The organism is Caballeronia terrestris (assembly GCF_001544515.1).
GTDB classification, from domain to species: domain Bacteria; phylum Pseudomonadota; class Gammaproteobacteria; order Burkholderiales; family Burkholderiaceae; genus Caballeronia; species Caballeronia terrestris.
In genome coordinates this window covers 71,692-94,556 of record NZ_FCOL02000004.1, presented here as the reverse complement: position 1 = coordinate 94,556, position 22,865 = coordinate 71,692, and the positions used below count along the sequence as shown (strand labels likewise).

The 22,865-nt window shown below is 65.0% G+C and carries 23 protein-coding genes and 1 tRNA gene; 7 read left to right on the top strand and 17 right to left on the bottom strand.

Going from position 1 to position 22,865, the window contains the following annotated elements:
- Window positions 1–16: 16 nt before the first annotated feature.
- The 6 genes from xdhB to hemN form a co-directional block, all read right to left on the bottom strand.
- On the bottom strand, window positions 17–2,410 hold the full coding sequence (gene xdhB / locus AWB67_RS05060; RefSeq protein WP_087655149.1) for a xanthine dehydrogenase molybdopterin binding subunit: 2,394 nt from the start codon (window positions 2,408–2,410) through the stop codon (window positions 17–19).
- On the bottom strand, window positions 2,407–3,936 hold the full coding sequence (gene xdhA / locus AWB67_RS05055) for a xanthine dehydrogenase small subunit (protein ID WP_200822174.1): 1,530 nt from the start codon (window positions 3,934–3,936) through the stop codon (window positions 2,407–2,409). The genes xdhB and xdhA overlap by 4 nt, the downstream gene beginning before the upstream one ends.
- 222 nt (window positions 3,937–4,158) lie before the next feature.
- Window positions 4,159–4,722: a Rhs element Vgr protein gene (locus AWB67_RS05050; RefSeq protein ID WP_235025042.1), complete on the bottom strand. Its 564-nt coding sequence runs from the start codon at window positions 4,720–4,722 to the stop codon at window positions 4,159–4,161.
- A 51-nt stretch (window positions 4,723–4,773) separates the two neighbouring features.
- On the bottom strand, window positions 4,774–5,292 hold the full coding sequence (locus tag AWB67_RS05045) for a disulfide bond formation protein B (RefSeq protein ID WP_087655307.1): 519 nt from the start codon (window positions 5,290–5,292) through the stop codon (window positions 4,774–4,776).
- A 110-nt stretch (window positions 5,293–5,402) separates the two neighbouring features.
- The gene (locus AWB67_RS05040) at window positions 5,403–6,782 is read right to left on the bottom strand and encodes an amidase (protein WP_087655147.1); all 1,380 of its coding nucleotides are present in this window, start codon (window positions 6,780–6,782) and stop codon (window positions 5,403–5,405) included.
- A gap of 231 nt (window positions 6,783–7,013) precedes the next feature.
- Window positions 7,014–8,390, bottom strand: a complete 1,377-nt coding sequence (hemN, locus tag AWB67_RS05035) for an oxygen-independent coproporphyrinogen III oxidase (protein WP_087655146.1) — start codon at window positions 8,388–8,390, stop codon at window positions 7,014–7,016.
- Between the two features lie 119 nt (window positions 8,391–8,509).
- Here hemN and AWB67_RS05030 point away from each other — a divergent pair, with 119 nt between their 5' ends.
- Genes AWB67_RS05030 through AWB67_RS05020 form a run of 3 tightly spaced genes read left to right on the top strand, consistent with a single transcriptional unit; the run spans window position 8,510 to window position 10,332 of the window.
- Entirely contained in the window at window positions 8,510–8,794 is a 285-nt protein-coding gene (locus AWB67_RS05030) for a YkgJ family cysteine cluster protein (RefSeq protein WP_087655145.1), read from the top strand.
- Between the two features lie 60 nt (window positions 8,795–8,854).
- On the top strand, window positions 8,855–9,442 hold the full coding sequence (locus AWB67_RS05025) for a DUF1439 domain-containing protein (RefSeq protein WP_087655144.1): 588 nt from the start codon (window positions 8,855–8,857) through the stop codon (window positions 9,440–9,442).
- 56 nt (window positions 9,443–9,498) lie between these two features.
- Window positions 9,499–10,332: an undecaprenyl-diphosphate phosphatase gene (locus AWB67_RS05020; RefSeq protein ID WP_087655143.1), complete on the top strand. Its 834-nt coding sequence runs from the start codon at window positions 9,499–9,501 to the stop codon at window positions 10,330–10,332.
- Between the two features lie 68 nt (window positions 10,333–10,400).
- Here the strand turns inward: AWB67_RS05020 and trmB are convergent, their stop codons facing one another.
- From trmB to AWB67_RS04995, 5 genes are all read right to left on the bottom strand, one after another.
- Complete coding sequence (gene trmB, locus AWB67_RS05015) at window positions 10,401–11,135, bottom strand: tRNA (guanosine(46)-N7)-methyltransferase TrmB (protein ID WP_087655306.1); 735 nt, start codon at window positions 11,133–11,135, stop codon at window positions 10,401–10,403.
- A 104-nt stretch (window positions 11,136–11,239) separates the two neighbouring features.
- A tRNA-Gly gene (locus AWB67_RS05010) sits at window positions 11,240–11,314 on the bottom strand.
- Window positions 11,315–11,377: 63 nt separating this feature from the next.
- The gene (locus AWB67_RS05005; RefSeq protein ID WP_087655142.1) at window positions 11,378–11,938 is read right to left on the bottom strand and encodes a YggT family protein; all 561 of its coding nucleotides are present in this window, start codon (window positions 11,936–11,938) and stop codon (window positions 11,378–11,380) included.
- 77 nt (window positions 11,939–12,015) lie between these two features.
- Window positions 12,016–12,336, bottom strand: coding sequence for an EthD family reductase (locus AWB67_RS05000; protein WP_087655141.1), 321 nt, complete (start codon window positions 12,334–12,336; stop codon window positions 12,016–12,018).
- 180 nt (window positions 12,337–12,516) lie between these two features.
- A complete protein-coding gene (locus tag AWB67_RS04995) occupies window positions 12,517–13,461 on the bottom strand; it encodes a Rossmann-like and DUF2520 domain-containing protein (RefSeq protein WP_087655140.1) in 945 nt (314 codons plus the stop codon).
- Window positions 13,462–13,688: 227 nt separating this feature from the next.
- On the opposite strand from AWB67_RS04995, the gene AWB67_RS41360 reads away from it, so the two are divergent.
- The 3 genes from AWB67_RS41360 (at window position 13,689) to AWB67_RS04985 (ending at window position 15,595) form a co-directional block, all read left to right on the top strand.
- Window positions 13,689–13,850: a hypothetical protein gene (locus AWB67_RS41360; RefSeq protein ID WP_016344705.1), complete on the top strand. Its 162-nt coding sequence runs from the start codon at window positions 13,689–13,691 to the stop codon at window positions 13,848–13,850.
- A gap of 319 nt (window positions 13,851–14,169) precedes the next feature.
- A complete protein-coding gene (locus AWB67_RS04990) occupies window positions 14,170–14,490 on the top strand; it encodes a hypothetical protein (protein WP_087655139.1) in 321 nt (106 codons plus the stop codon).
- Between the two features lie 139 nt (window positions 14,491–14,629).
- A complete protein-coding gene (locus AWB67_RS04985) occupies window positions 14,630–15,595 on the top strand; it encodes a threo-3-hydroxy-L-aspartate ammonia-lyase (RefSeq protein WP_087655138.1) in 966 nt (321 codons plus the stop codon).
- A 4-nt stretch (window positions 15,596–15,599) separates the two neighbouring features.
- On the opposite strand, the gene AWB67_RS04980 is transcribed toward AWB67_RS04985, so the two are convergent.
- Genes AWB67_RS04980 through AWB67_RS04970 form a run of 3 tightly spaced genes read right to left on the bottom strand, consistent with a single transcriptional unit; the run spans window position 15,600 to window position 18,886 of the window.
- Window positions 15,600–16,268 (bottom strand): LysE family translocator, encoded by a 669-nt coding sequence (locus AWB67_RS04980; protein WP_087655137.1) that lies wholly within the window; start codon window positions 16,266–16,268, stop codon window positions 15,600–15,602.
- Between the two features lie 27 nt (window positions 16,269–16,295).
- Window positions 16,296–17,288: an asparaginase gene (locus tag AWB67_RS04975; protein ID WP_087655136.1), complete on the bottom strand. Its 993-nt coding sequence runs from the start codon at window positions 17,286–17,288 to the stop codon at window positions 16,296–16,298.
- Window positions 17,285–18,886 carry a UbiD family decarboxylase gene (locus tag AWB67_RS04970; RefSeq protein ID WP_087655305.1) on the bottom strand — a complete coding sequence of 534 codons (1,602 nt, stop codon included), beginning with the start codon at window positions 18,884–18,886 and terminating at the stop codon, window positions 17,285–17,287. Before AWB67_RS04970 ends, AWB67_RS04975 begins: the two co-directional genes overlap by 4 nt.
- 553 nt (window positions 18,887–19,439) lie before the next feature.
- Between AWB67_RS04970 and AWB67_RS04965 the strand changes: the two genes are divergently transcribed.
- A complete protein-coding gene (locus AWB67_RS04965) occupies window positions 19,440–20,630 on the top strand; it encodes a transglycosylase SLT domain-containing protein (protein ID WP_087655135.1) in 1,191 nt (396 codons plus the stop codon).
- Window positions 20,631–20,693: 63 nt separating this feature from the next.
- Here AWB67_RS04965 and AWB67_RS04960 read toward each other — a convergent pair whose 3' ends face one another.
- The 3 genes from AWB67_RS04960 to ribH are packed head-to-tail and all read right to left on the bottom strand — an operon-like array spanning window position 20,694 to window position 22,858.
- Entirely contained in the window at window positions 20,694–21,887 is a 1,194-nt protein-coding gene (locus tag AWB67_RS04960; RefSeq protein WP_087655134.1) for a pyridoxal phosphate-dependent aminotransferase, read from the bottom strand.
- Between the two features lie 36 nt (window positions 21,888–21,923).
- Complete coding sequence (nusB, locus tag AWB67_RS04955; RefSeq protein ID WP_087655133.1) at window positions 21,924–22,358, bottom strand: transcription antitermination factor NusB; 435 nt, start codon at window positions 22,356–22,358, stop codon at window positions 21,924–21,926.
- Window positions 22,355–22,858, bottom strand: a complete 504-nt coding sequence (gene ribH / locus AWB67_RS04950) for a 6,7-dimethyl-8-ribityllumazine synthase (RefSeq protein WP_087655132.1) — start codon at window positions 22,856–22,858, stop codon at window positions 22,355–22,357. The genes nusB and ribH overlap by 4 nt, the downstream gene beginning before the upstream one ends.
- Window positions 22,859–22,865 lie beyond the last annotated feature (7 nt).

Below are 22,865 nucleotides of genomic sequence, written 5' to 3'. Positions count from 1 at the left end.
GGTGATTGGGAAAGCGCTAGTTTACTGGCGCTGGTTGAGCCACATCGTTCGAGCTTGGCTGGTGCTGGGACAGCGTGTAGGCGTCGAGCGCGTCGAGGATCGCTTCGGGCGTCGCGGGCGCGCGCAGTCGTGGCGCATCGGTGGCATCGGGCGTAACCGATGCGATCGCCGCGCGAATCGCGAGCAGCACCGAAAACGACAGCAAAAGCGGCGGCTCGCCGACCGCCTTCGAGCGGAACACGGTCGGCTCGGCGTTGTCGTTGCGAAAGAGCGCGACGTTGAACGCGGCGGGCGTATCGTTGATCGCGGGAATCTTGTAGGTCGAAGGCGCGTGCGTCATCAGGCGCCCGTCGCGATTCCACCAGAGTTCCTCGGTCGTCAGCCACCCCATGCCCTGGATGAAGCCGCCTTCCACCTGTCCGATGTCGATAGCCGGATTGATCGACTGACCGGCGTCGTACAGCAGATCGGTGCGCACGAGTTTCCACTCGCCGGTGAGCGTATCGACGACCACTTCCGACACCGCCGCGCAATACGCGAAGTAGTAAAACGGGTGTCCTTGCAGCGTCTTCGCGTCCCAGTGGACCTTAGGCGTCGCGTAAAAGCCGTCTGACCACAACTGCACGCGCGCCAGATACGCCGCCGCGACGAGCTGGCTGAACGGCATCTCGCCGCCGTTCGAATCGACGACGCCGTTGTGAAAGCGCACGTCATCCGCCGCGCCGCCGAGCTGCGTCGCCGCGAGCTCCGCGAGGCGCGCGCGGATCGTGAGCGCGGCGGCTTCGGCGGCTTTGCCGTTGAGATCGCTTCCCGTCGACGCCGCCGTCGCCGATGTGTTCGCGACTTTCGACGTATCGGTCGCGGTCACGCGCACGCGCGAGAGCGCGACGCCCAGCGCGTTCGCCACGACCTGCGCGACCTTCGTGTTGAGGCCCTGGCCCATCTCCGTGCCGCCGTGATTCACGAGCACGGAGCCGTCCTTGTAGACGTGCACGAGCGCGCCTGCCTGGTTCAAAAACGGCACGTTGAACGAGATGCCGAATTTCACCGGCGTGAACGCGATGCCGCGCCTGAGCACCGGGCTAGTCGCGTTGAACGCTGCGACCTCGGCGCGCCGCGCGTGATAACCGCTCGATGCGATCAGCTCGTCGGTGAGCGGCGCGATCACGTTGTCAGCGACTTTCTGGCCATACGGCGTCGTGTCGCGCTCGCCTATGCCGTAGTAGTTCGCGCGCCGAACGTCGAGCGGATCGAGCTTCAGCCGATGTGCGACCTCGTCGAGCAGCACTTCCATCACGAGCGCGCCCTGCGGCCCGCCGAAGCCGCGAAACGCCGTGTTCGACTGCGTGTTCGTCTTGCACGCCATCGCGAGGATATCGACGTCGTTCAGGTAGTACGCGTTGTCGAAGTGGCAGACGGCGCGCGTCGCGACCGCGCCCGACAGATCCGCCGAATACCCCGCCCGCAACGCGATCTCGACGCGTGCGCCCAGCAGCCGCCCGTCGTCGTCGAAGCCGGCTGAGTACGTGTAGACCGCGTCGTGACGCTTGCCGGTGATCATGAAGTCGTCGTCGCGGTCGGCGCGCAGCTTCACCGGCCGGTGCAGCTTCTGCGCCGCCAGCGCCGCGACGCACGCGAACACCGCCGACTGCGATTCCTTCCCGCCGAAGCCGCCGCCCATGCGCCGGCATTCGCAGGTCACGTTGTGCGTCGGCCAGCCGAGCATGTGCGCGACGACGTGCTGCATCTCGCTCGGATGCTGCGTCGAGCTGTGGACGAACATGCCGTCGAGTTCCTTCGGGATCGCATAGGCGACCTGGCCTTCGAGATAGAACTGCTCCTGCCCGCCGACCTCGAATTCCCCTTCGATACGGTGCTTCGCCGCCGCGATCTTCGCATCGGGATCGCCGCGCCGCAGATGCAGCGGCGGCAGCACGAACTGCTTTTTCTCCTTCGCCTCGCGCGGCGTGAGCACGGCTTCGAGCAGGTCGTAACGCACCACGTCCTCGCTTTTTGCGAGCGCCGCCGCGCGCCGCGCGAGATCGTGGCTCTCCGCGATCACCGCGAACACCGGCTGGCCGAGATACTGCACGAGGCCGTCGGCGAGAATCGGGTCGTCGTGAAGCACCGGGCCGCAGTTGTTCTCGCCGGGGATATCGGCGGCGGTCAGCACGGCGATCACGCCCGGCGCCGCGCGCACCGCGTCGAGATCGAGCGCGACGATGCGCGCGTGCGCATGCCGCGAGAGCCCGAGCGCGGCGTGAAGCGTGCCGCGCAACTCGGGGATGTCGTCGATGTAGGTCGCTTCGCCGCTTACGTGCAGCGTCGCGGATTCGTGCGGCAGGCCGACGCCGATCGCCTGCGGCTCCAGCGCCGCGGCTGCGGCGAGCGGTTCGCTGACGTTGTTCATGGCAGTTCCTTGAGTGCGCCGTTCGCTTGCGCCTCGAACGCGAACGCGCTGACGTCGAAGAGGGCGAGCGGGGCGTCGCCGCGCGTTTCGAGATAGAAGCGCCACAGCACGTTGCGCGCGATTTTGCTGCGGTACGCGCTCGACGCGCGCATGTCCGTGAGCGGCTGGAAATCGGCGTCGAGCGCGGTCATTGCTTTACGCACGGCCGATTCCGCCCACTCTTCGCCGACGAGCGCCGCTTCGGCCCGCGCGGCGCGCTTCGGGGTCGCGGCCATGCCGCCGAACGCGATGCGCGCGCCCGTCACGCGCGTGCCGGTGAGCTTCACGGCGAACGCTGCGCAGACGGCCGAGATGTCCTGGTCGTAGCGCTTCGCAATCTTGTAAGTGCGAAAACGCATATCCGTCGACGGCCGCGGCACGCGGATCGCCGCGACGAATTCGCCGGCATCGAGCGCGGTCTTCTGATAGCCGAGATAGAACGCGTCGAGCGGCAGCGTGCGGGTTTTATCGGCTTTTTGCAGCACGACCTGGGCGTCGAGCGCGATCAGCGCGGGCATCGAATCGCCGATCGGCGAGCCGTTCGCGACGTTGCCGCCGAGCGTGCCGGCGTTGCGGATCGGCAGCGAGGCGAAGCGTGTCCATAATTCGGCGAGTTCGGGGTAGTCGGCGGCGAGCGCGGCGTACGCATCCTCGAGCGATGCCGCCGCGCCGATCGTGAGGCTCTGCGCATCGCGCGAGATCGCCTTCAGCTCGGCGACATTGCCGATGTAGAGGATGTCGCCGAGATCGCGGAACTGTTTCGTGACCCACAAGCCGACGTCCGTGCTGCCCGCCAGAATGCGCGCGTTCGGATGCGCCGCGCGCAGGCGGGCGAATTCGGCGAGCGTCGCCGGGGCGTGGAGAGTGGGCGAGCCGAACGCGGCGCCGCGCGCGTCGGGCGCGGTGTATTCGAAGGTGCCGGCGCGTCGGATCGCTTCGAGCGACGCCTTGAGCGCCGCGCGATCGAACGGCACGCGCGGATAGTCGAACATCTTCTGCGCGGCATCGACGATCGGACGATAGCCCGTGCAGCGGCACAAATTGCCGGAGAGGGCGGTGCTGATTTCGTCGCGGGTCGGCAGCCCGGCGTCGGCGGGCTGGTTCTCGTAGAGCGCCCACAGCGACATCACGAAGCCCGGCGTGCAGAAGCCGCACTGCGAGCCGTGGCAATCGACGAGCGCCTGTTGCACCGGATGCAGCGCGCCATCGGCGGCGCGCAGGTCTTCGACGGTGAAGAGCGCGCGGCCGTCGAGCGTCGGCAGGAACTGGATGCACGCGTTGACGGCCTTCAGCACCACCGCGCCGTGCACATCGAGCTCGCCGATCACGACCGTGCACGCGCCGCAATCGCCCTCGGCGCAGCCTTCCTTCGTGCCGGTGCATTGCTGCGCCTCGCGCAAATGCTGGAGGACAGTGCGCGTGGCGGGCGCATCGCCGATTTCGCAGACGGCGCCGTGCTGGAGAAAACGGATGGTTTGCGTTGTCATAAAAAAATCCGAGACATTGCGGATCGGGCGCGCGTTACGCATGCCAGGCTGCGCGCAGGCAAGCCGGACACGGCGCACGTAGATCGCCATCCATACCCGAAGGTAACACCGCAATATCCCAAAAATATTGCGGCCCGCATATCAAGATTATGCGGATGCGCTGATAGGGGAAAGATTTGCCGCGCGGGGAGCCTTGCCGCGCGGCGCTGCTGATCGCTGCGATCAGACGGTAAATAGCCGCCTGCGCGGGAGATTGGCCTTGCTTGCCGGATTTTCGAGGAAATCACGGAGCACCTGTTCGTAGAGAGCGATGTCGTCGCGATATTCGGGCCGTGCCATGACGCGCGGTTCACGCAAAAACCTCAGCGCGAAATAATCGGCCAGTAAATCGCCTTGGGCTTCCATATTGAAACTGCCCAGTTTTCTGTTCGGCTCGAGGATGTATCGATAGTTCAAGCCGATGCGAATCGCGCCCCGCCATTTCACCGGATAGCCCAGTTGATGCTGCCAGACATGCGTCATTTCATGGATGAACCAGTGCCGCGACGACGCGTTTTCGCGCGAAAAGTCGTTTTTGAAGCACTTTCGGCCGAAATAGATTTCGCCGTTGGGCGCCATCGCGACGTCGGCGCGCTGCATGCCGAGCCATAGATACCCGCGCCGGTGGATTTTTACATGGGCGTAGTCGAGTGAATCGCCGAAAATCAATCGCGCGAGGGCGATTTCGCCAGCGGCTAGCGGGCGCGATTCGTTTTTATGTGAGCGAAGTTGGCCGATTTCACCCACCGGGGTTTTTCCCGACCGCATTCGATTGTTTTCTATCGCGCGGCGAGCGGATCAAATCCCGGAATCCCGAACGCGACGCCGGCTCCACAAACTCCCGCCGACCGCCAGCAGCACCACCGCAAACGCGATCAACGACCACTGCGGCAGCGAAAGCCCCAAAATCGGCGGATACGGCGTCTCGCAAAGCCCCGCAACTTTGAACACCTGCGGCAGCCAGCGCGCGGGCGGCAAGCCGTCCACTATCGGCTGCAAGCTATCGAACCCGCAACTGAAGCCCGGCCGCGCCTGCACATAGACGTGCCGCACCGCCGTCACGATCCCGCCAATCGCCGACAGCACGACCATCGCCTCGAGCACGGCCACGCCTCGCCAGCTTCTGAGCCCGGCGCCGAGGAACGCAAACACGGCGATCAGCACGAAGAAATAACGCTGAATGATGCAAAGCGGGCAAGGATCCTCGCCGCGATAGAACTGCAGATACAACGCGCCGCCGACGAGCGCGAGGCACACAAATGCGAGCAGAAGCAGGAGCCGCCGTTCACGACGCAGGCCGCGGTCTTCTTCATGCATCGTGAAATGGTGTAGAGAGTTGTTCATGTATTGCAAACGATTCGAGTAGAAAGCACCTGAAACTGCGCGCGGTTCAACGGGATTCTAGCGCGAACCCCGTCCTGACAAATTCAGCGCGTGGGGGCGAGGACGGCTTCAACGGCGCGTCCGATCGACAGCAGCGCATCGTCCGCGTGGGGCGCGCCGGACAGCATCAGGCCCACCGGCGCCCCGCCGCGCGGATGGCAGGGCAGCGACAAGCCGCAGCTATCAAGGAAATTGAACGCGCTCGGGTTGCGCAGGATCAGCGCGTTGGCGCGGCCGAAGGCGTCGTCGTCGTGTTCGAGATCGGCGATGCGCGGCGGCACGACCGGCACCGTCGGGCAGAGGATTGCGTCGAAGCGCTGCCAGAGCGTCGTGCGCGCGGCTTGGATCATCGCGGCGCGCGCCTGCAGCAAGTCGATATAGTCGGCGGCGCTCGCGGGCTGGCCCTTCATGATGCGCACGAGCACGCGCGGGTCGTACCCGGCCGAGTGGGCGGCGAGCAGCGGCCGGTGCCACGCGTACGCCTCGATCGGCGCGAAGCCGAAGCGGTTGATCTCCGGCAGGCGGTCGAGCGGGGCGAAGCGCACGTCTTCCACGAGCGCGCCCGCCGCCGACAGATGCTTGATCGCCGTCGAGACCGCGCTCGCGACGGTCTCGTCGACGCCGTCGGTCACGTAGTTGGTCAGCACGCCGAGACGGACGCCGTCGAGCGGGCGCGTTGCGGGCACCTCGGGCTCGCGCGCGGCGAGAATCCGGTCGACGAGCGCGCAGCACGCCACCGACAATCCGATAGGCCCGAACGAGTCGAGCGACGTGGAGAGCGGCAGGCCGCCTTGCATCGGGATGCGGCTCGCGGTCGGCTTGAAACCGGTGAGGCCGCAAAGGGCCGATGGAATGCGGATCGAGCCGCCTGTGTCGGTGCCGAGCGCGACGGCGGCCATGCCGTCGGCGACCGATGCCGCCGCCCCCGACGACGATCCGCCCGCAATCCGCTCGTCGCCTGGCACGTCGGCGTGGTACGGCGAGCGCGGCGTGCCGTAGTGCGGGTTCAGGCCGAGCCCGGAGAACGCGAACTCGCTCATGTTCGTGCGGCCGACGATCACCGCGCCCGCACGGCGCAACCGGGCGACGGCGAGCGCGTCGGCCTTCGCGGGCGGGGCGTCGTCCAGCACGCGGGAGCCTGCGCGCGTGACCTGGCCTTCGATGTCGAAGAGATCCTTGATCGACACCGGGATGCCCGCGAGCGGCGAGAGCAGGGTGCCGGCGCGGCGCAGGGCGTCGTGGGCATCGGCGGCGGCGCGGGCGGCGGCGGCATCGACTTGCAGGAATACGGTGGAACCTTGGCCGGCAGCGTCTTCGATGCGTTCCAGCGCGTGCTCGACGAGGGCGCGGCTCGTCGTGCGGTTCGCGCGGAGGTCGGCGGCAAGCTGGGCAAGCGGGGCAAACTGGGGCGATTGAGTCGGCATGGTCTCGAGATTGGAGCGGTCGGCGCGGGTGGCTGTCATTCTATGCCACTGAAGTAATAAATACTGTTTGGGGCGGAGGCGGCAGCAGCGGCAGCGGTGCTGGTGGCGGAGGTAGTGGCGGTAGCGGCGGTTGCCGCGTGCTCGCGCTGTGCGAGAGGCGCGTTCTTTCGCGAGATCAATAGCTTTGCCCGTGCGCGGCGTACTAGGGCGATGGCGCGTCGGCCCAGGTCCTCAAATTGTCCGCGAATACCGCTGCGGGCTCTGCTGCCCGAGATACCGGTCGAAGATCATCGCGACATTGCGCACCAGCATGCGTCCGGCGGGCAGAATGCGGATCGCGTCACCGCCGATCGCGACGAGGCCGTCGTCGGCGAGCGGCTTCAGGCGCTCCAGTTCATCGGCGAAAGTCGCAACGAAGTCGACGCCGTGCGCCTTTTCGATCGTGTCGAAGCGCAATTCCGCGCCGCACATCAGACGCGTGATGACGTCGCGCCGCAGGCGGTCGTCGGCGGTGAGGCGCACGCCGCGCGTGATCGCGAGTTGCCCGCTTTCGATCGCCGCCGCGTAGCCGGCGAGATCGCGCGCGTTCTGCGCGTAGACATCGCCGACCTTGCCGATCGACGACGCCCCGAAGCCGATCAGGTCGCAATCCGCGCGCGTGCTGTAGCCCTGGAAATTGCGCTGCAACGTGCCTGCCGTCTGCGCGAACGCAAGTTCGTCGCCGGGCAGCGCGAAGTGATCCATGCCGATGTACACGTAGCCTGCCCTCGTCAGTGTCTCGATTACACGTTCGAGTATGGCGAGACGCACGGCAGGCGAGGGCAGCGCGGCTTCATCCATCTGGCGCTGCATCTTGAAAATCGACGGCATGTGCGCATAGCCGAATACCGACAGACGATCGGGCGCGAGTTCGACGATCGCATCGAGCGTGCGGCTGAAGCTCTCGACGCTCTGATGCGGCAGCCCGTAGATCAAATCGACGCTCACCGACTTGAAGCCCGAATCGCGCGCGGCGTCGAGCACGGTTTCGGTCATCTCGCGCGGCTGGATACGGTTGATCGCGTGCTGGACGCGCGGATCGAAATCCTGCACGCCGAGGCTCAGCCGATTGAAGCCGGCGTCGCGCAGCAAGCGGATCGTGCGCGCGGACGCCTCGCGCGGATCGACTTCGATCGAGTTTTCGGCCTGATCGTCGGGAAGGAGATTGAATTGATCGCGCGTCGCGGCCATCAGCTCCGCCATCTCGTCGTGCGAGAGGAACGTCGGCGTGCCGCCGCCCCAGTGCAATTGCGAGACAGGGCGCGTCGTGTCGAAAAGAGCGGCCTGCATCGACAGTTCGCGTTTCAACCGGTCGAGATACGGGCGAGCGTGCGCGCGGTTCTTCGTCGCGACCTTGTTGCAGCCGCAGTAGAAGCAGACCGTGTCGCAGAACGGGATGTGGAAGTAGAGCGACAAGTCACCCGATCCCGCCGATGCCGCGCGCCGGTAGTGCCCGGCATCGAACGGCTCGGTGAACTGAAGGGCGGTCGGGTACGACGTGTAGCGCGGTCCGTGCGCGCTGTATTTGTCGAGGAGATCGGGGCGAAAGAGGGTGTCGGCGGTGAGCATGGCGGGGCCTTTGACGGATCAGCCGAGTGTAGCGGCGCGCGTCTCGCGCTCGTTGCGTGATAACGCCGCAGCGGCACGCCATGGGAGAATGCTGAATTAACCGCTTGTTCTGGATCGCTATGTCGCGGGCTGTGTCATCGAACTCTCATGCGTGCCGCGAAGGCTGCGGCGCGTGCTGTATCGCGCCGTCGATTTCGAGCGCGATTCCGGGCATGCCGGACGGCAAGCCTGCGGGCGTCGCGTGCATCCAGTTGGGCGACGATCTGCGCTGTATGATCTTCGGCGATCCGCGCCGGCCTGCTTGCTGCTCCGGCCTGCAACCTTCATCTCAAATGTGCGGTGACGGGCGCGACTACGCCCTCACCTGGCTCGCCCGTCTCGAAATAGAAACGCAACCGGATTGATCGCACGCGGTCGAACATCCGCACGCCGATCCGGCGCGATATAAAACTGGAGGATTTCGCATGACTCAAACCGTCGCGCTCGAACGGCGCCGGTTCCTGCTCGCCGGCCTCGCGAGCGCCGCCGCGCTCGCGCTCGCCACCCCGGCGGGTGCAGCATCGATTTTTCCGTTCATCCCCGATCACTACGACTTCTCGCAGCAGCAGGTGCAGGAAGCGGTCGCGCGCAAGTTCCCGCTGCAACGTACCGCATCTCAAATTTTCGACGTCGTCCTGAGCAATCCGACTGTCGGTTTGTCGCCCGATCGCAATCGCGTGACGGTGCGCCTTCAGGCGCGGCTATCGACGCCCTTCATGCCGAATCCGGTGAACGGCGTGTTCACGCTGTCGAGCCGGCTCGCCTACGATGCGCCTAGCCATTCAGTCATCCTGATGTCGCCGAGCGTCGACGATTCGCAAGTCACAGGCGACGCCGCCCAGTACAACCAGCAGATCAACGCGGCGGGCGCGCTCCTCGCGACGCAGTTGCTCGACCGCTATCCGGTCTACACGTTCAAGCCCGAACAACTGCAATTCGCCGGGGTGAATTATGAACCCGGTACAATCACGGTCCTTACAAACGGTATACGTGTGCAGATTCTCGAAAAGTGAGTGAAACCTGCGCCGGCTGCGCCAAACCAGCGAAAAAAAAGCGAAAGGGCTGACGGATGGACTGGATTCTTATGTGCAAGGCGCTGGTTCTCGGCGTCGTGGAAGGCTTGACGGAATTCCTGCCGGTATCGAGCACGGGACATCTGATCGTCGCGGGCAGCCTGCTCAACTACAGCAACGCGCAAGCCAAAACGTTCGACGTCGTGATCCAGTTCGGCGCCATCCTCGCCATTTGCTGGGAATATCGCCGCAAGATCGGCGCCGTTGTCGCTGGTCTGCCGACGCGGCCCGAAGCGCGCCGCTTCACGCTCAACGTCATCATCGCGACGATTCCGGCCATCATTCTCGGCCTCATGTTCGAGAAATCGATCAAATCGGTGCTGTTTTCGCCGGTGCCGGTTTCGGTGGCGCTGATCGTCGGGGGGATCGTGATCTTGTGGGCCGAAGCGCGCAATCGCGACCGGAGCGCGGCGCCCAAGGTGACCTCCGTCGACGATCTCTCCTATATGGACGCGTTCAAAGTCGGCCTTGCGCAATGTTTCGCGCTGATCCCGGGAACGTCGCGCTCGGGGGCGACGATCATCGGCGGGATGCTGTTCGGGCTGGAGCGCCGCGTCGCGACCGAGTTCTCGTTCTTCCTCGCTATTCCGATCATCTTCGGCGCGACCCTTTATGAACTGGCGAAGGTCTACAAGACGCTCTCTGTCGACGATGCCGGGCTCTTCGCAATCGGTCTCGTCTCCGCGTTTGTGAGCGCGTTCATCTGCATCCGCTGGCTGCTGCGCTACGTCGCGACGCACGATTTCACGGCGTTTGCGTGGTATCGGATCGGGTTCGGGCTGCTAATTCTGATCGTTGGGTATAGCGGTGGGTTGAGCTGGGCGGAATAAGCCGATCCGCGCTGTCGTAAAGAAAAAAACGCCACGGCATGCCGTGGCGTTTTGCTTTGCGGAGCGCTTTAAACGCGTCGGAAGACCAGATCCCACACGCCGTGCCCGAGCTTGATCCCCCGCCGTTCGAATTTCGTGACGGGGCGGTAGTCGGGGCGGGGCGCGTAGCCGTCGGCGGTATTTTCAAGCGCCGGTTCCGCCGACAGCACTTCCAGCATCTGCTCGGCGTAGTTCTGCCAATCGGTCGCCAGATGGATATAGCCGCCCGGCTTCAGCCGCGACACCAGCAGCGCGACGAACTTCGGCTGGATCAGCCGGCGCTTGTGATGTCGCGCCTTATGCCACGGATCGGGGAAATAGATGTGCACGCCGTCGAGGCTTTCGGGCGCGATCATGTGCTCGATCACCTCGACGGCGTCGTGCTGGATGATGCGGATATTGCCTAGCGACTGCTCGCCGATCAGCTTCAGCAGCGCACCGACGCCCGGCTCGTGCACTTCGACGCCGATGAAGTCGTCGGCGGGACGCGCGGCCGCGATTTCCGCCGTCGTCCCGCCCATTCCGAAGCCGATCTCCAGCACGCGCGGCTTCTCGCGACCGAACACCGCACCCCAGTCCGGTTGCGCGTCCGAATAGCCGACCACGAAGCGCGGACCGAATTCGTCGAGCGCGCGGCGTTGTCCGGTCGATACGCGGCCCGCGCGCGTCACGAAGCTGCGGATGCGGCGGCGGGGCGGGGTGTCGTCGGAAATGTCGGTCTGGGCGGCGTTGTCGGTGGCTTCGTCTTGGGGATCGTGGTTCATCGGTGGGCGCTGCGTGTGTGATTCGATGCTCGGGCGGACGGACAAAACCGCGCCGCTGAAAATCAAAAAGCCGCCTTTGAGGAGGCGGCTTTTTGTTCGATGCCTGGAGCGGGCGATGGGAATCGAACCCACGTCTGTAGCTTGGGAAGCTACGGTAATAGCCATTATACGACGCCCGCGTTAGCCGGCTATTGTAAGCGCTGGCCGCCGAAAAACGCAATCGGCAGCCCGGCGCACGGCTCTCAGATACCAAACAGCGTCATCGATACCGCGACCCGCGTCACCACCATCAGCAGCACCTGCACGATGACGAAGAGCAGAATCGGCGAGAGATCGATGCCGCCGAGGCGTGGCAGGATGCGGCGCAGCGGATCGAGGAAGGGCGCGGTGATCTGATAGAGGATCGGCATCGCGGGCGACTGCGGATTGAGCCACGACAAGAGCGCCATCAGGATCGTCACCCAGATGACCAGGTTCAGCGCCCATTTCACCACGGTGAGCACGGCGACGAGGAGGAGCGTCGGCGCCATGAGCATCGGGTCGACGCCCGCGAGCACGACCATCAGCACCACGTACACCAGCGCCGCGATGATCGCCGCGACGATGCTCGCCCAGTCGATCTTGCCGCCCGGCAGGATCTTGCGCAGCGGCAGGACGATCCAGTTGGTCGCCTGCATCACGGCATTGGAGACGGGGTTGTAAGGCGGCAAGCGGACGACCTGCATCCAGGCGCGCAGCAAAAGCGCGGCGCCGAACAGCGTGAACAGGGTATTGAGCAGAAAACGGGCGATATCGCCGAACATCTTTGGTCCTTTTTTATGCGTGCGCGGCGTGCGGGCCGCGACGGGTCATTGGGAAAACGGCTGGATGGCGAAGCGGCTCAGACGGCCGCGCGTACTTCACTGATCTGGATCGTCGGGGCGGGGCCATCCGAGTAATTCGCGAGGTCGGACTGAAGCTCGCGCGCGGCGGGCACGACCGCCGTTTGAAACGCCTCGACGGAATCGCACAGCAGATGCCCGACGGCCACGTGCGGCGGCGGCGAGCCGGGCGCGGCGCCTGCGAGACCTGCGTCGACGGACCAGCCTTTCACGGCGTCGCCCAGACGCGCGGCCACGAGCGGCATGTGGCGGTTGCAGTAATAGTCGACGTCGAAATGGCCGTTCTCGCGATACGGATACAGGAAGCTGACCTTGATCATTGTTCGTTCTCTTTGCTGGATCTCATGCGTCGCGGCTGATACTGCTGGGCAAGGCTGCAGGCGCTTCTGGTGCGCGGCGGCTTCGTTCCCCGCCCACCGTCGATCGACGGTGGGGCGCCGGTCGTCACCATATCATGGCTTCAGCGCCGCTTGTGCGCGTTGTCTGACGGATTGAAAGTGTCACTCGCCAGCCTCCGAACCGGGCGTCGGGCGCGGCACGTCACCTTGCCGCGCGACGACGTTTTCGACCGCTCGTTCGATCGCCGCGAGCGCACCCGTCGACGGCGGCACCGGACGCCGTCGCGCCAGTTCCACCGCGCGCCGGGTCATCAGCGCGTAGAGCAGCGCGTGATCTCCGCCGAGTCCGTCGAGTAGGGCCAACTGCTTCTCGACGATCCCCGCATCGCCCCGCGACACCGGCCCGGCGAGGGCGCCCGCCAAGCCCTTGTCGCGCGCCGTCTCAATCGTGCCGGCGAGCATCGGCAGGACGGCGCGTAGGGCGTCGTCCTCGGAAAACCCTAACTGTTGCCAAAGTGAGACGGTCTCAGAAAGCGCTGAGAGCGCAAAACTGGCAGCATAGTGAGCAGCGGCGTGGTACAGCATGCGGCTGCCGGGCGGGATCGAAAGTGGGTGGCAACCGAGCGCACGGGCAAGCCCCGTAAGCGTTTCAGCGAGCTGCGGCGGCGCTTCGATCGTCACCGAGCAGCCCTGGATGCGCGTGAGATCGCCGTCGATGCCGCCAAAAAGATACAGTGGATGGAAGCCGCCAATGTCGCCGCCCTGGGCGCGCACCGACGCGAGAACATCGACGGGAGTGGCGCCGCTGCAGTGCACGACGGCGCGAGCGCCGCTCCCGGAAGGATCGATTTGCAGAGCGTTCGCCGCCGCACCGATTTCGTCGTCGGGAACTGTCAAAAAGACGATATCGGAGCACGCGGCGACCTGTTGCGGGTCATCGGCGACGATGCAGCCGGGCAGTTGGTCCACGAGTTCGCGCGCCGGACCCGCCGAGCGGCTCGCGATGGCGGCAACGGGGTAGCCCGCGCGCGACCACGCACGGGCGACGCAGCGTGCAAGCCGTCCGGCGCCGACGAAACCGAGACGCGGCGTCGCTGAATATGGCATGTTTTGTGCTCCAGATATGAGGAATAGGTCAGGCGGGAACCGAGCGTCAGCAGAAAGTATCGCGCAACCCGAGGATCGCTCGCCCACGCGGCTCGCAGCGCTTCGGCCGGCAGTATGAGAACAACGAAACCGGTTTTGCAGTGCATTGGGATTGCGTCTTTCAAGTGCTTTTCTTCAGGTCGCTGTCTTTCCTTTGTGGTTGTCATTCGCTACGTTCGGAGGTCGCCATGAGCATTTTTTCTTACCGAAAACATTTGCGGTTCCTGAGTCAGGCCCAGCGGCGCCGCTGGTGGGATCAGAAAAAACGGCTGACGCCGCGCGTCGTCATTGGCGGTGCTTATGTGCCGCCTAACGTGACGCGGGAGTTCGCTTACGTCAAAGTGGGTTGATACATCGGCGAACGGCCGTCCAAAAGCCTCGCGGAACGCCTGTTCCGCGGGGCTTTTCCAATTCATTTGTAATCAAAAATTACCGCAGCTTTCAAGGCTGACGACCGCTGTAAGTCCCTCCGATTGCGTCGCCTGGCACGACCGTTCACCGGCGCGGGCGCCGCGCCTGGCATCGATTTTTGCAATGTTCCATCGACGTAATACGAATTGCAATTTGGTACAAATAGAAACTGCGGAGGCACGGCTTTTTCGCTAAATTTCTTTCATACAGCCGCACAGGCTCAGTCGGGTGATTGAGCGCGCGGCGAGGAGAAAGAAAGTGAAAAATATCGTCCCGTTGATGGTTGCAGCAGCGCTCGGCGTCGGGGCCGCAGGCGTTGCACAGGCGCATGTTTCCGTGGGTATCGGCATCGGCGTGCCGGCGTATCCGGTGTATGCCGCGCCGCCCGCACCCGTGTATGTCGCGCCGCCGCCGCCCGTCGTTTATTCGCCGCCGGTGGTTTATGCCCCGCCGCCGGTCGTCGTGAATGGTTATTGGGGCCGCCCGTACTGGAATCGCGGGTATTACGGCGGTTACGGCCGCGGTTACTACGGCGGCGGCCACGGCCACGGCTATTACGGACACGGCTACAGGCGCTGAGCGGCGTCAGCGCTTTTCCTCTAAGGCGGCGCGACACCGAGTTGCGCCGCTTCGCATTTCAGACGCCGCACGGCGTCTTTTCATTTGTGGTACGAAACTGGGACAATGACGATTCCCCAACGTCCGCCCATTCCCTCCGATGTCCACGCTTCCCGCCCCGACTTACGCAGACGTCGCCGATGCCGCCGAGCGCATCGCTGGCGCCGCGCATCGCACGCCCGTCCTGACTTCGCGCACCGCCGACGAACGCGCCGGCGCCTCGCTCTTCTTCAAGTGCGAGAACTTCCAGCGCATGGGCGCCTTCAAATTCCGCGGCGCCTTCAACGCGCTCTCGCATTTCGACGCACGCCAGCGCGCGGCCGGCGTCATCACGTACTCGTCGGGCAATCATGCGCAGGCTATCGCGCTGTCGGCGAAACTCGCGGGCATCCGCGCGACGATCGTGATGCCGGAAGACGCGCCCGCCGCGAAGATCGAAGCGACGCGCGGTTACGGCGGCGAAGTGATCACCTACGACCGCTACACGCAGAACCGCGAGGAACTCGGCCGCAAGCTCGCCGAGGAGCGCGGCATGACGCTGATCCCGCCGTACGACCATCCGCACGTGATCGCGGGGCAGGGCACGTCGGCTAAGGAATTGATCGAAGAGACGGGGCCGCTCGATTACCTGTTCGTGTGTCTCGGCGGCGGCGGGCTGATCGGCGGCTCTGCGCTCGCGGCGGCGGCGCTGAGTCCGTCGTGCAAGGTGATCGGCGTCGAGCCGGAAGCAGGCAACGACGCGCAGCAGTCGCTCGCGCGCGGCGAGATCGTGCATATCGACGTACCGCGCACGATCGCCGATGGCGCCGCGTCGACGCACGTCGGCGAATACAATTTTCCGATCATCCAGCGGCATGTCGAGCAGATCGTCACCGTGAGCGATGCGCAACTCATCGAGACGATGCGGTTCTTCGCGCAGCGGATGAAGATGGTCGTCGAGCCGACCGGGTGTCTCGCGGCCGCGGCCGTGCTGAACAAGGTCGTGCCGGTGGAAGGAAAACGCGTCGGTGTGATCGTGAGCGGCGGTAACGTCGATCTGGCGCGGCTCGCACAGTTTCTCGCCTGAGGCTTTAGGTGACGGCGTGCACGATCAAATCGCGATAGCCGTCCACGATCACGCTGTATGAGAAGTACGCGAATAGCATCGCCGACATCACGTGGCACGCGCGCAGGAGCGTCGTGCCCGCGCGCTTGCGGCCGTGGCTCGCGAGGAGGCAGATGAGGAGCGTCCAGCCGAGCCCGCCGATGAAAAAGCCTGTAAGAAAAACAGAAGCGTTCGCCGGGCTCGTCGCGCCGGCCTTCGCGATCAGCGCGCCGCCGACGGCCGCAAACCACAAAATCCCGCTCGGCGATGAAACGGCGAGCAGCGCGCCGCGCAAAAAGCTCTTCGCGTGGCTCGGGCGCGGCATGGCGAAGTCCGCTTCACCTTCGACAGGCGGCGCCGACGCCGGATAAAGCGCCTCGCGCGCCATTTTCCACGTCAAAAAGAGCAGCACGATCGCCCCGCCGATCCACACGACCCAGCGCACCGCGCTGAACTGCAACAGCGCCGACATCCCGGCGAGCGCGAGCGTCGCGTAGAACAAATCGCCGGCGCACGTTCCGAGGCCGAGCACGAAACCCGGCCTGAAGCCGTGCGAGAGCGAGAGCGAAATGATCGCGACGTTGGCGATGCCAATATCGAGACACAGCGAAAGCGACAGAAAAAATCCATCCGACAACAACGACCACGAATGCATCGCGGGTACTTCCTTTCTTATTGGTGACTAGTGGCGTTCGAGTTTCAGCGATACGTCGAGCCGTCCGGTTTCGACGCCCATCGTGTTTTTCATCGGCGGATGGCGGAACGCTGCAAGCCGCTCGCGCTGCGCGGACGTACCAATGCCGAGCTGTTCCAGCACCTGCGCGACGATCGCGTAAAGCACGGTGACGTTGCCGTCCTCGACCTTCACCGCGATGCCGAGCGCGCCTTCCGGCCGCCGCACGCCGATCGCATAGCTCGCATCGGCGCCGAGCTTGCCGACGAGCGCGCCGCCGAACGCCTGCATCAGTTGCGTGCAGAATCGTCCTTCGCCCGCGACGAGTTCGGGATACGTCGTCATCGCGCGGTAGATGCGCGCGAGCGGCGTCTCCGCTTCGGCGGCGGCGAGCTTCATGTAGAGCCGCGCGAGGCGATCGAGCGGGAAGGCAGGCGTCGGCAGGTTGCAGCCGTCGATGGCCCATTGGACTTCGTCGTCGGCGAGATCGAGCGCTTGTGCCATCGTGTGCTTCACGCGCACCTGCAGCGGATGCTCCGGCAGGTGGTAGTCGGCGAGCGCCGCGCCGATCGCCTGCGCGCCCGCGAGCATCCCCGCGTGCTTGCCCGAGCAGTTGCTGCAGGCGGGCGTCGGCGTGAAATCGCGCCTGATCCAGTCCTTCCAGACGGCATCCGATATCGGCGGATGGCCGCCGCAGCGCATGTCGGCTTCGGTGACGCGCGCTTTCGCGAGCATCGCGCGCGTCCGCTCGATGTGGCGCGCCTCGCTGCTGTGCGACGCGCACATGAGCGCGAGATCGGCGTCGTCGAAGCCGAAGCGCTCCAGTGCGCCGGTTTCGAGCACGGCGAGCGCCTGTGCGGGCTTTGCCGCCGAACGCGCGAGCGTCATGCGATATGGATCGCCGAACGAATGCAGCAAACGGCCCGCGCCATCGACCACTGCGACGTGCGCCGCATGCGTGTTTTCGACCGCGTCGCCGCGATAAACCGTCGCCGCCTTCATTTGCGCTTCCCCAGTCCGATTTCGTCCCAGAGCGTATCGACGCGCCGCTTCACCGCGTCGTCCATCACGATCGGGCGGCCCCATTCGCGATCCGTCTCGCCGGGCCACTTGTTCGTGGCATCGAGCCCCATCTTTGAGCCGAGCCCCGCCACCGGCGACGCAAAATCGAGATAGTCGATCGGCGTGTTGTCGACGAGCACCGTATCGCGCGACGGATCGATGCGCGTCGTGATCGCCCAGATGACTTCCTTCCAGTCGCGGATGTTCACGTCCTCGTCGACCACGACAATGAACTTCGTATACATGAACTGCCGCAAGAAGCTCCAGACGCCGAACATCACGCGCTTCGCGTGGCCCGGATAGCTCTTCTTGATCTGGACGATCGCCATGCGGTAGCTGCAGCCTTCGGGCGGCAGGTAGAAATCGGTGATCTCGGTGAACTGCTTCTGCAACAGCGGCACGAACACTTCGTTCAGCGCGACGCCGAGCACGGCGGGTTCGTCGGGCGGCTTGCCGGTGTAGGTCGAGTGGTAGATCGCGTCGCGGCGCATCGTGATCTTCTCGACGGTGAATACCGGAAACCACTCCTGTTCGTTGTAGTAGCCGGTGTGGTCGCCGTACGGGCCTTCGAGCGCGTGCTCGTAGGTCGCCGACGCACCCTTCGACGGCCGCGGCGGCGCGCCAGTGGGCGCCGGCTCCGGCTGGCCGTCGTGCGGGTAGATGAACCCTTCGAGGACGATTTCTGCGCGCGCGGGCACCTGCAACGTATCGACGCCCGGTGTCAGGCACTTCGCGAGTTCGGTCCTGGCGCCACGCAGAAGCCCGGCGAACTGGTATTCGGAGAGCGTGTCCGGCACCGGTGTGACGGCGCCGAGAATCGTCGCGGGATCGGCGCCGAGGACGACCGCGACCGGATACGGCTTGCCCGGATTGGCGAGCGCGAACTCGCGAAAATCGAGCGCGCCGCCGCGATGCGCAAGCCATCGCATGATCAGCTTGTTTCGGCCGATCAACTGCTGCCGGTAGATCCCGAGGTTCTGGCGCGGCTTGTTCGGCCCGCGCGTGACGGTCAGCCCCCAGGTGACGAGCGGACCGGCATCGCCCGGCCAGCACGTCTGGACAGGCAGCTTCGCCAGATCGACGTCGCTGCCTTCCCATACGACTTCCTGGCACGGCGGCGAACTGACCGTTTTCGGCGCCATGTCCCAGACCGCCTTCGCGAGCGACAGGAGCTTGCCGGCGTCCTTCAGGCCCTTCGGCGGCTCGGGTTCCTTCAGCGCCGATAAGAGCCGTCCGACGTTGCGCAGCGATTCGAGTGCAGCGGTGTCCGACAGAAGGCTGGGATCGTCCGATCCGTTCGCCTCCGCTTCGATCCCCATGCCGAGCGCGACGCGTCGCGGCGTGCCGAACAAATTGGCGAGCACGGGAATCGAGTGTCCGGTTGGCGCTTCGAAAAGCAGCGCCGGGCCGCCCGAGCGCAAAACGCGGTCGGAGAGTTCGGTCATTTCGAGGGCGGGGGAGACGCTCTGGCGGATGCGGCGCAATTCGCCGAGCGATTCAAGGCGGGCTGAGAAGTCGCGCAGGTCTTTATATTTCATCGAATTCAAGAGATGCGCGGCGCGCAAGACGATTGTCGATTTTACCTGTATCGATGTCCGTGCGATCACAGACATTCAGTGCATTCTTATAGGAAACCGCACAAACAGGTGCGTTCGACCGCCTAAACACCGTTCATTATAACTGTAAGTAATTGAAACACCGGTCTATAGCATTGACGGATCATTAAACCGTCGCCTAGAATCGGTCAACATCATAAGTTGTCTTTGCAACTTTTTACTTTTCCTCAGAACTTTGAGGTTGCGATGAGCCGACGAAACCCGGGGATGGGCCGTTCGGTTGCGTTGCCGTAATTTCTTGCCGGCGCTCTTTTCCGCCGGTTTTTCGCGTGGAAGCCTCCAGCGCCCCGGCATGCGGTTCGTGCCGAACGCTCCCGGAAACGGAAAGTTCCGGACCGGCTTCCCAGACGGCGCATGCCGTTTTCCCGATGCCGCTCAACGCTTGCCAAGAGGCGAGCGGTGTCTGGTTTTTGCTTTTTCGATGCCGGTCTATTGGTATTAATCAGCTGAAAACCAATGCAACATGGGAGCACCAATGAACGCTTGGTTGTCGTTGCGTCCCGACACACGCATCGCGCAGAGATTGCGCGTCGCTCTGCGTCGCGGTACGCGCATGAGTCACTATCTCTTCAGTCTGGTCGGTTGCGCGGCCGTGTTGACCGCGCTCGTACTCTGGCTGCTTCCTTCATGGCGCGGTACGTTTGCAGCACGGATCATGCCGATGGTTTCGGCCGCCGTGCAAGCCGGTCCCGCGCGTCTGCTCGCGGGCCAGCCGCTGCCGCCGTTCGCGGCCGGCCGCCGGCTCGAGCTCGAAGTCGCGCAGGCGAAGGCCGCGCAGTCGACGTCCAGCGCAACGGCCCTGGCTGCTGCCACGCCGCCGTCGCTCGGCGCCGCGTCGACCGATGACGACAGCACGCGCCAGCTCACGGGCGGCATCAGCCTCGCCGTGTCGCCGAACGGACTCGACCCGCGCACGCTGCCGACCGTCACGGCGCTTGCGAACGCGATTCCGTCGCAGCGCGTCGTCGCCGATGCGCGCGACGATCGCGTGCTCATCTCGACGCGCGAACAGAAACTCGTGGCGACGTTCATTGCGCGGCGGTATCGCGTGGCGCAGGACCCGGTCAGCGAACTCGTGCGCGCGGCGTTCGACACCGGCCGCGAAGTCGGCCTCGATCCGCTCCTGCTGCTTTCGGTGATGGCGATCGAATCGGGCTTCAATCCGTATGCGGAAAGCGGCGTCGGCGCGCAAGGGCTGATGCAGGTGATGTCGAAGGTTCATTCGGACAAATTCGAGTACTTCGGCGGCTCGCACGCGGCGCTTGATCCGCTCGCGAACATCAAGGTTGGCGCGCTCGTGCTGAAGGATTGCATCGCGCGCGGCGGTTCGGTGGCGGGCGGTTTGCGCTATTACGTGGGGTCGAGCACGCAGGACGACGGCGGCTACGGCGCGAAGGTGCTGGCCGAGCGTACGCGTCTGCGCGATGTCGCGCGCGGCCGCAACGTGCCGATCAACGCGCCGCAAGCGCCGGCGCAACCGGCTCCGAAGCAGGTGCTCGCCTCGGCAACGTCGGCGTCGTCGGATGGCGGCAAGCGCGTCCACGCGACGCTCGACGGCGCGAAGCCGATTACGGCGCCGAAGTCGGACGTTCCGTCGCAGGATCAGAATGACGCGGTCAGCGACAGCGCCCCGAAGCATGTGGCGTCGGCGGAATTGGGCGCTTGAACTTTCTGAAAGATGAAAAAAAGGCACCGGCGGGTGCCTTTTTTGCATTTGGGGCCTGAAAAATCAGCGGTGGAAAAGTTTTGCGAGCCGATCGACCGCTTCTTCCAGCTTCGAATAAGCCGTCGCGTACGACAGCCGGATGTACTCCTTCGGCTGATGAAACCCGAAATCGGCGCCCGGCACGAGCACGACGCCCGCGTCGTGCAGCATCGAGCGGGTGAGCGCGTCGCTGTCGCCCGCAGCCGGGTGGGCGACCGTGCGCGTGTCGGCGTAGACGTAGAACGCGCCGTCCGGCACGACCGGCACGCCGAAGCCGAGCGAACGCAGCGCCGGCACGATGAAATCGCGACGCCGCTTGAGTTCCAGCCGGCGCGCCTCGTAGATCGCGAGCGTTTCTGGCTCGAAGCAGGCGAGGGCGGCATGCTGCGCCAGCGCCGAAGGGCAAATGAACAGGTTCTGCGACAGCTTTTCCATCGCGCCGACCATCGCGGGCGGCACGACGAGCCAGCCGAGCCGCCAGCCGGTCATGCTGAAGTACTTCGAAAAGCTGTTCACTGTCACGACGTCGTCGCCGTAGGAGAGCGCCGAGACCGGCTTCGCGTCGTAGCTCAGGCCCTGATAAATCTCGTCGACGATCGTAAAGCCGCCCTTCGCCCGCACCGTTTCGACGATGCGTCGCAGTTCAGCCGGTTCGATCGACGTGCCGGTCGGATTCGACGGCGACGCGAGCAGCACGCCGCGCGTCTTCTCGCCCCAGTGGGCATCCACGCGTTCGGCGGTCAACTGGAACCGCTCGGCCGGGCCGCTCGGGATCAGGACGGGCTTGCCGTCGGCGGCTGAGACGAAGTGGCGGTTGCACGGATAGCACGGATCGGGCATCAGGACCTCGTCACCGTGATCGACGAGCGCCATGCACGCGAGCAGCAACGCCGCCGATGCCCCCGCCGTCACCACGACGCGCTCCGGATCGATATCGAGCCCGAACGCATCCCGATAATGCCGCGCGATCGCCTCGCGCAGCGGCGCGATGCCGAGCGCGTTGGTGTACTGCGTAACGCCGCGCGCAAGCGCATCGGACGCGGCGCGGATCACCGGCTCCGGCGCGGTGAAATCCGGCTCGCCGATACCCATGTGGATGATGTCGCGCCCGAGGCTTTCCAGCAGTTGCGCTTCCTTCATCAGTTCCATCACGTAGAACGGCTCGATGGCGTCCACGCGGGCGGCCAGCCGCACGAGCGGTTCGGCAAGGGTGTTCATCGTTGCAGGTCCAGTGAGGGGAGGATCGTCTTGAAATTAGCCGCGGCCGCGGCCTTGCGCTTCGGCCGGGCGCAGTTGCACGGCCAGCTTGTCGAGCACGCCGTTCACGTACTTGTAGCCGTCCGAGCCGCCGAACGTCTTCGTCAGTTCGACCGCCTCGTTGATGACCACGCGATACGGAATATCGACGTGATGCTTGAATTCGAACGCGGCGACGAGCAAAACCGCGCGCTCCACCGGCGACAACTGCTCGACCGGACGGTCGAGACACGGCTGCAGGTCGGCGGAGAGCGCGTCGGCTTCCTTGATCACGCCGTGCAGGATCGCGTCGAGGTGACCGTGATCGGCCTTGTCGAAGCCTTGTGCGTTGCGCAGTTGCGCGTCGATCTCGCCGCCGGGCGCGCCCGACAGCAGCCACTGATAAAGCCCTTGCGTCGCGAGTTCACGCGAGCGGCGTCGAGCGCTCTTCATGCGCGGTCCTCGTCTTCGTCTTCTTCGTCGTCGCCGCCGAGTTGCTCCAGCGCCACCGACAGGTTGGCCATTTCCACCGCCACGCGCGCCGCGTCACGGCCTTTTTCCGTCATGCGGGCGACGGCCTGCTCGTCGTTTTCGGTCGTGAGCACGGCGTTCGCGACCGGCGTGCCGAAGTCGAGCGCGATACGCGAAATGCCCGCGCCGCTCTCGTTCGACACGAGTTCGAAGTGATAAGTCTCGCCGCGCACGACGGCGCCGAGCGCGATCAGCGCGTCGAACTGGCCCGATTCCGCGAGTTTTTGCAGCGCAAGCGGGATTTCCAGCGCGCCCGGCACGGTGACGAGCAGCACGTCCTGGCCGATCACGCCGAGGCGCTCGAGCTCTTCGATGCACGCATCGGCGAGGCCGTTGCAGACCGGTTCGTTGAAGCGCGATTGCACGATGCCGATGCGCAGTCCGTCACCGTCGAGGTTCGGCTGATATTGTCCGATTTCCATTGATTTG

What these genes read in the sequence shown, in the direction of transcription:
- xdhB (WP_087655149.1), bottom strand. Translation starts at nt 2,410, where the DNA reads ATGAACAACGTCAGCGAACCGCTCGCCGCAGCCGCGGCGCTGGAGCCG.
- xdhA (WP_200822174.1), bottom strand. Translation starts at nt 3,936, where the DNA reads ATGACAACGCAAACCATCCGTTTTCTCCAGCACGGCGCCGTCTGCGAA.
- AWB67_RS05045 (WP_087655307.1), bottom strand. Translation starts at nt 5,292, where the DNA reads ATGCATGAAGAAGACCGCGGCCTGCGTCGTGAACGGCGGCTCCTGCTT.
- AWB67_RS05040 (WP_087655147.1), bottom strand. Translation starts at nt 6,782, where the DNA reads ATGCCGACTCAATCGCCCCAGTTTGCCCCGCTTGCCCAGCTTGCCGCC.
- hemN (WP_087655146.1), bottom strand. Translation starts at nt 8,390, where the DNA reads ATGCTCACCGCCGACACCCTCTTTCGCCCCGATCTCCTCGACAAATAC.
- AWB67_RS05030 (WP_087655145.1), top strand. Translation starts at nt 8,510, where the DNA reads ATGTCGCGGGCTGTGTCATCGAACTCTCATGCGTGCCGCGAAGGCTGC.
- AWB67_RS05025 (WP_087655144.1), top strand. Translation starts at nt 8,855, where the DNA reads ATGACTCAAACCGTCGCGCTCGAACGGCGCCGGTTCCTGCTCGCCGGC.
- AWB67_RS05020 (WP_087655143.1), top strand. Translation starts at nt 9,499, where the DNA reads ATGGACTGGATTCTTATGTGCAAGGCGCTGGTTCTCGGCGTCGTGGAA.
- trmB (WP_087655306.1), bottom strand. Translation starts at nt 11,135, where the DNA reads ATGAACCACGATCCCCAAGACGAAGCCACCGACAACGCCGCCCAGACC.
- AWB67_RS05005 (WP_087655142.1), bottom strand. Translation starts at nt 11,938, where the DNA reads ATGTTCGGCGATATCGCCCGTTTTCTGCTCAATACCCTGTTCACGCTG.
- AWB67_RS05000 (WP_087655141.1), bottom strand. Translation starts at nt 12,336, where the DNA reads ATGATCAAGGTCAGCTTCCTGTATCCGTATCGCGAGAACGGCCATTTC.
- AWB67_RS04995 (WP_087655140.1), bottom strand. Translation starts at nt 13,461, where the DNA reads ATGCCATATTCAGCGACGCCGCGTCTCGGTTTCGTCGGCGCCGGACGG.
- AWB67_RS41360 (WP_016344705.1), top strand. Translation starts at nt 13,689, where the DNA reads ATGAGCATTTTTTCTTACCGAAAACATTTGCGGTTCCTGAGTCAGGCC.
- AWB67_RS04985 (WP_087655138.1), top strand. Translation starts at nt 14,630, where the DNA reads ATGTCCACGCTTCCCGCCCCGACTTACGCAGACGTCGCCGATGCCGCC.
- AWB67_RS04980 (WP_087655137.1), bottom strand. Translation starts at nt 16,268, where the DNA reads ATGCATTCGTGGTCGTTGTTGTCGGATGGATTTTTTCTGTCGCTTTCG.
- AWB67_RS04975 (WP_087655136.1), bottom strand. Translation starts at nt 17,288, where the DNA reads ATGAAGGCGGCGACGGTTTATCGCGGCGACGCGGTCGAAAACACGCAT.
- AWB67_RS04970 (WP_087655305.1), bottom strand. Translation starts at nt 18,886, where the DNA reads ATGAAATATAAAGACCTGCGCGACTTCTCAGCCCGCCTTGAATCGCTC.
- AWB67_RS04965 (WP_087655135.1), top strand. Translation starts at nt 19,440, where the DNA reads ATGAACGCTTGGTTGTCGTTGCGTCCCGACACACGCATCGCGCAGAGA.
- AWB67_RS04960 (WP_087655134.1), bottom strand. Translation starts at nt 21,887, where the DNA reads ATGAACACCCTTGCCGAACCGCTCGTGCGGCTGGCCGCCCGCGTGGAC.
- nusB (WP_087655133.1), bottom strand. Translation starts at nt 22,358, where the DNA reads ATGAAGAGCGCTCGACGCCGCTCGCGTGAACTCGCGACGCAAGGGCTT.
- ribH (WP_087655132.1), bottom strand. Translation starts at nt 22,858, where the DNA reads ATGGAAATCGGACAATATCAGCCGAACCTCGACGGTGACGGACTGCGC.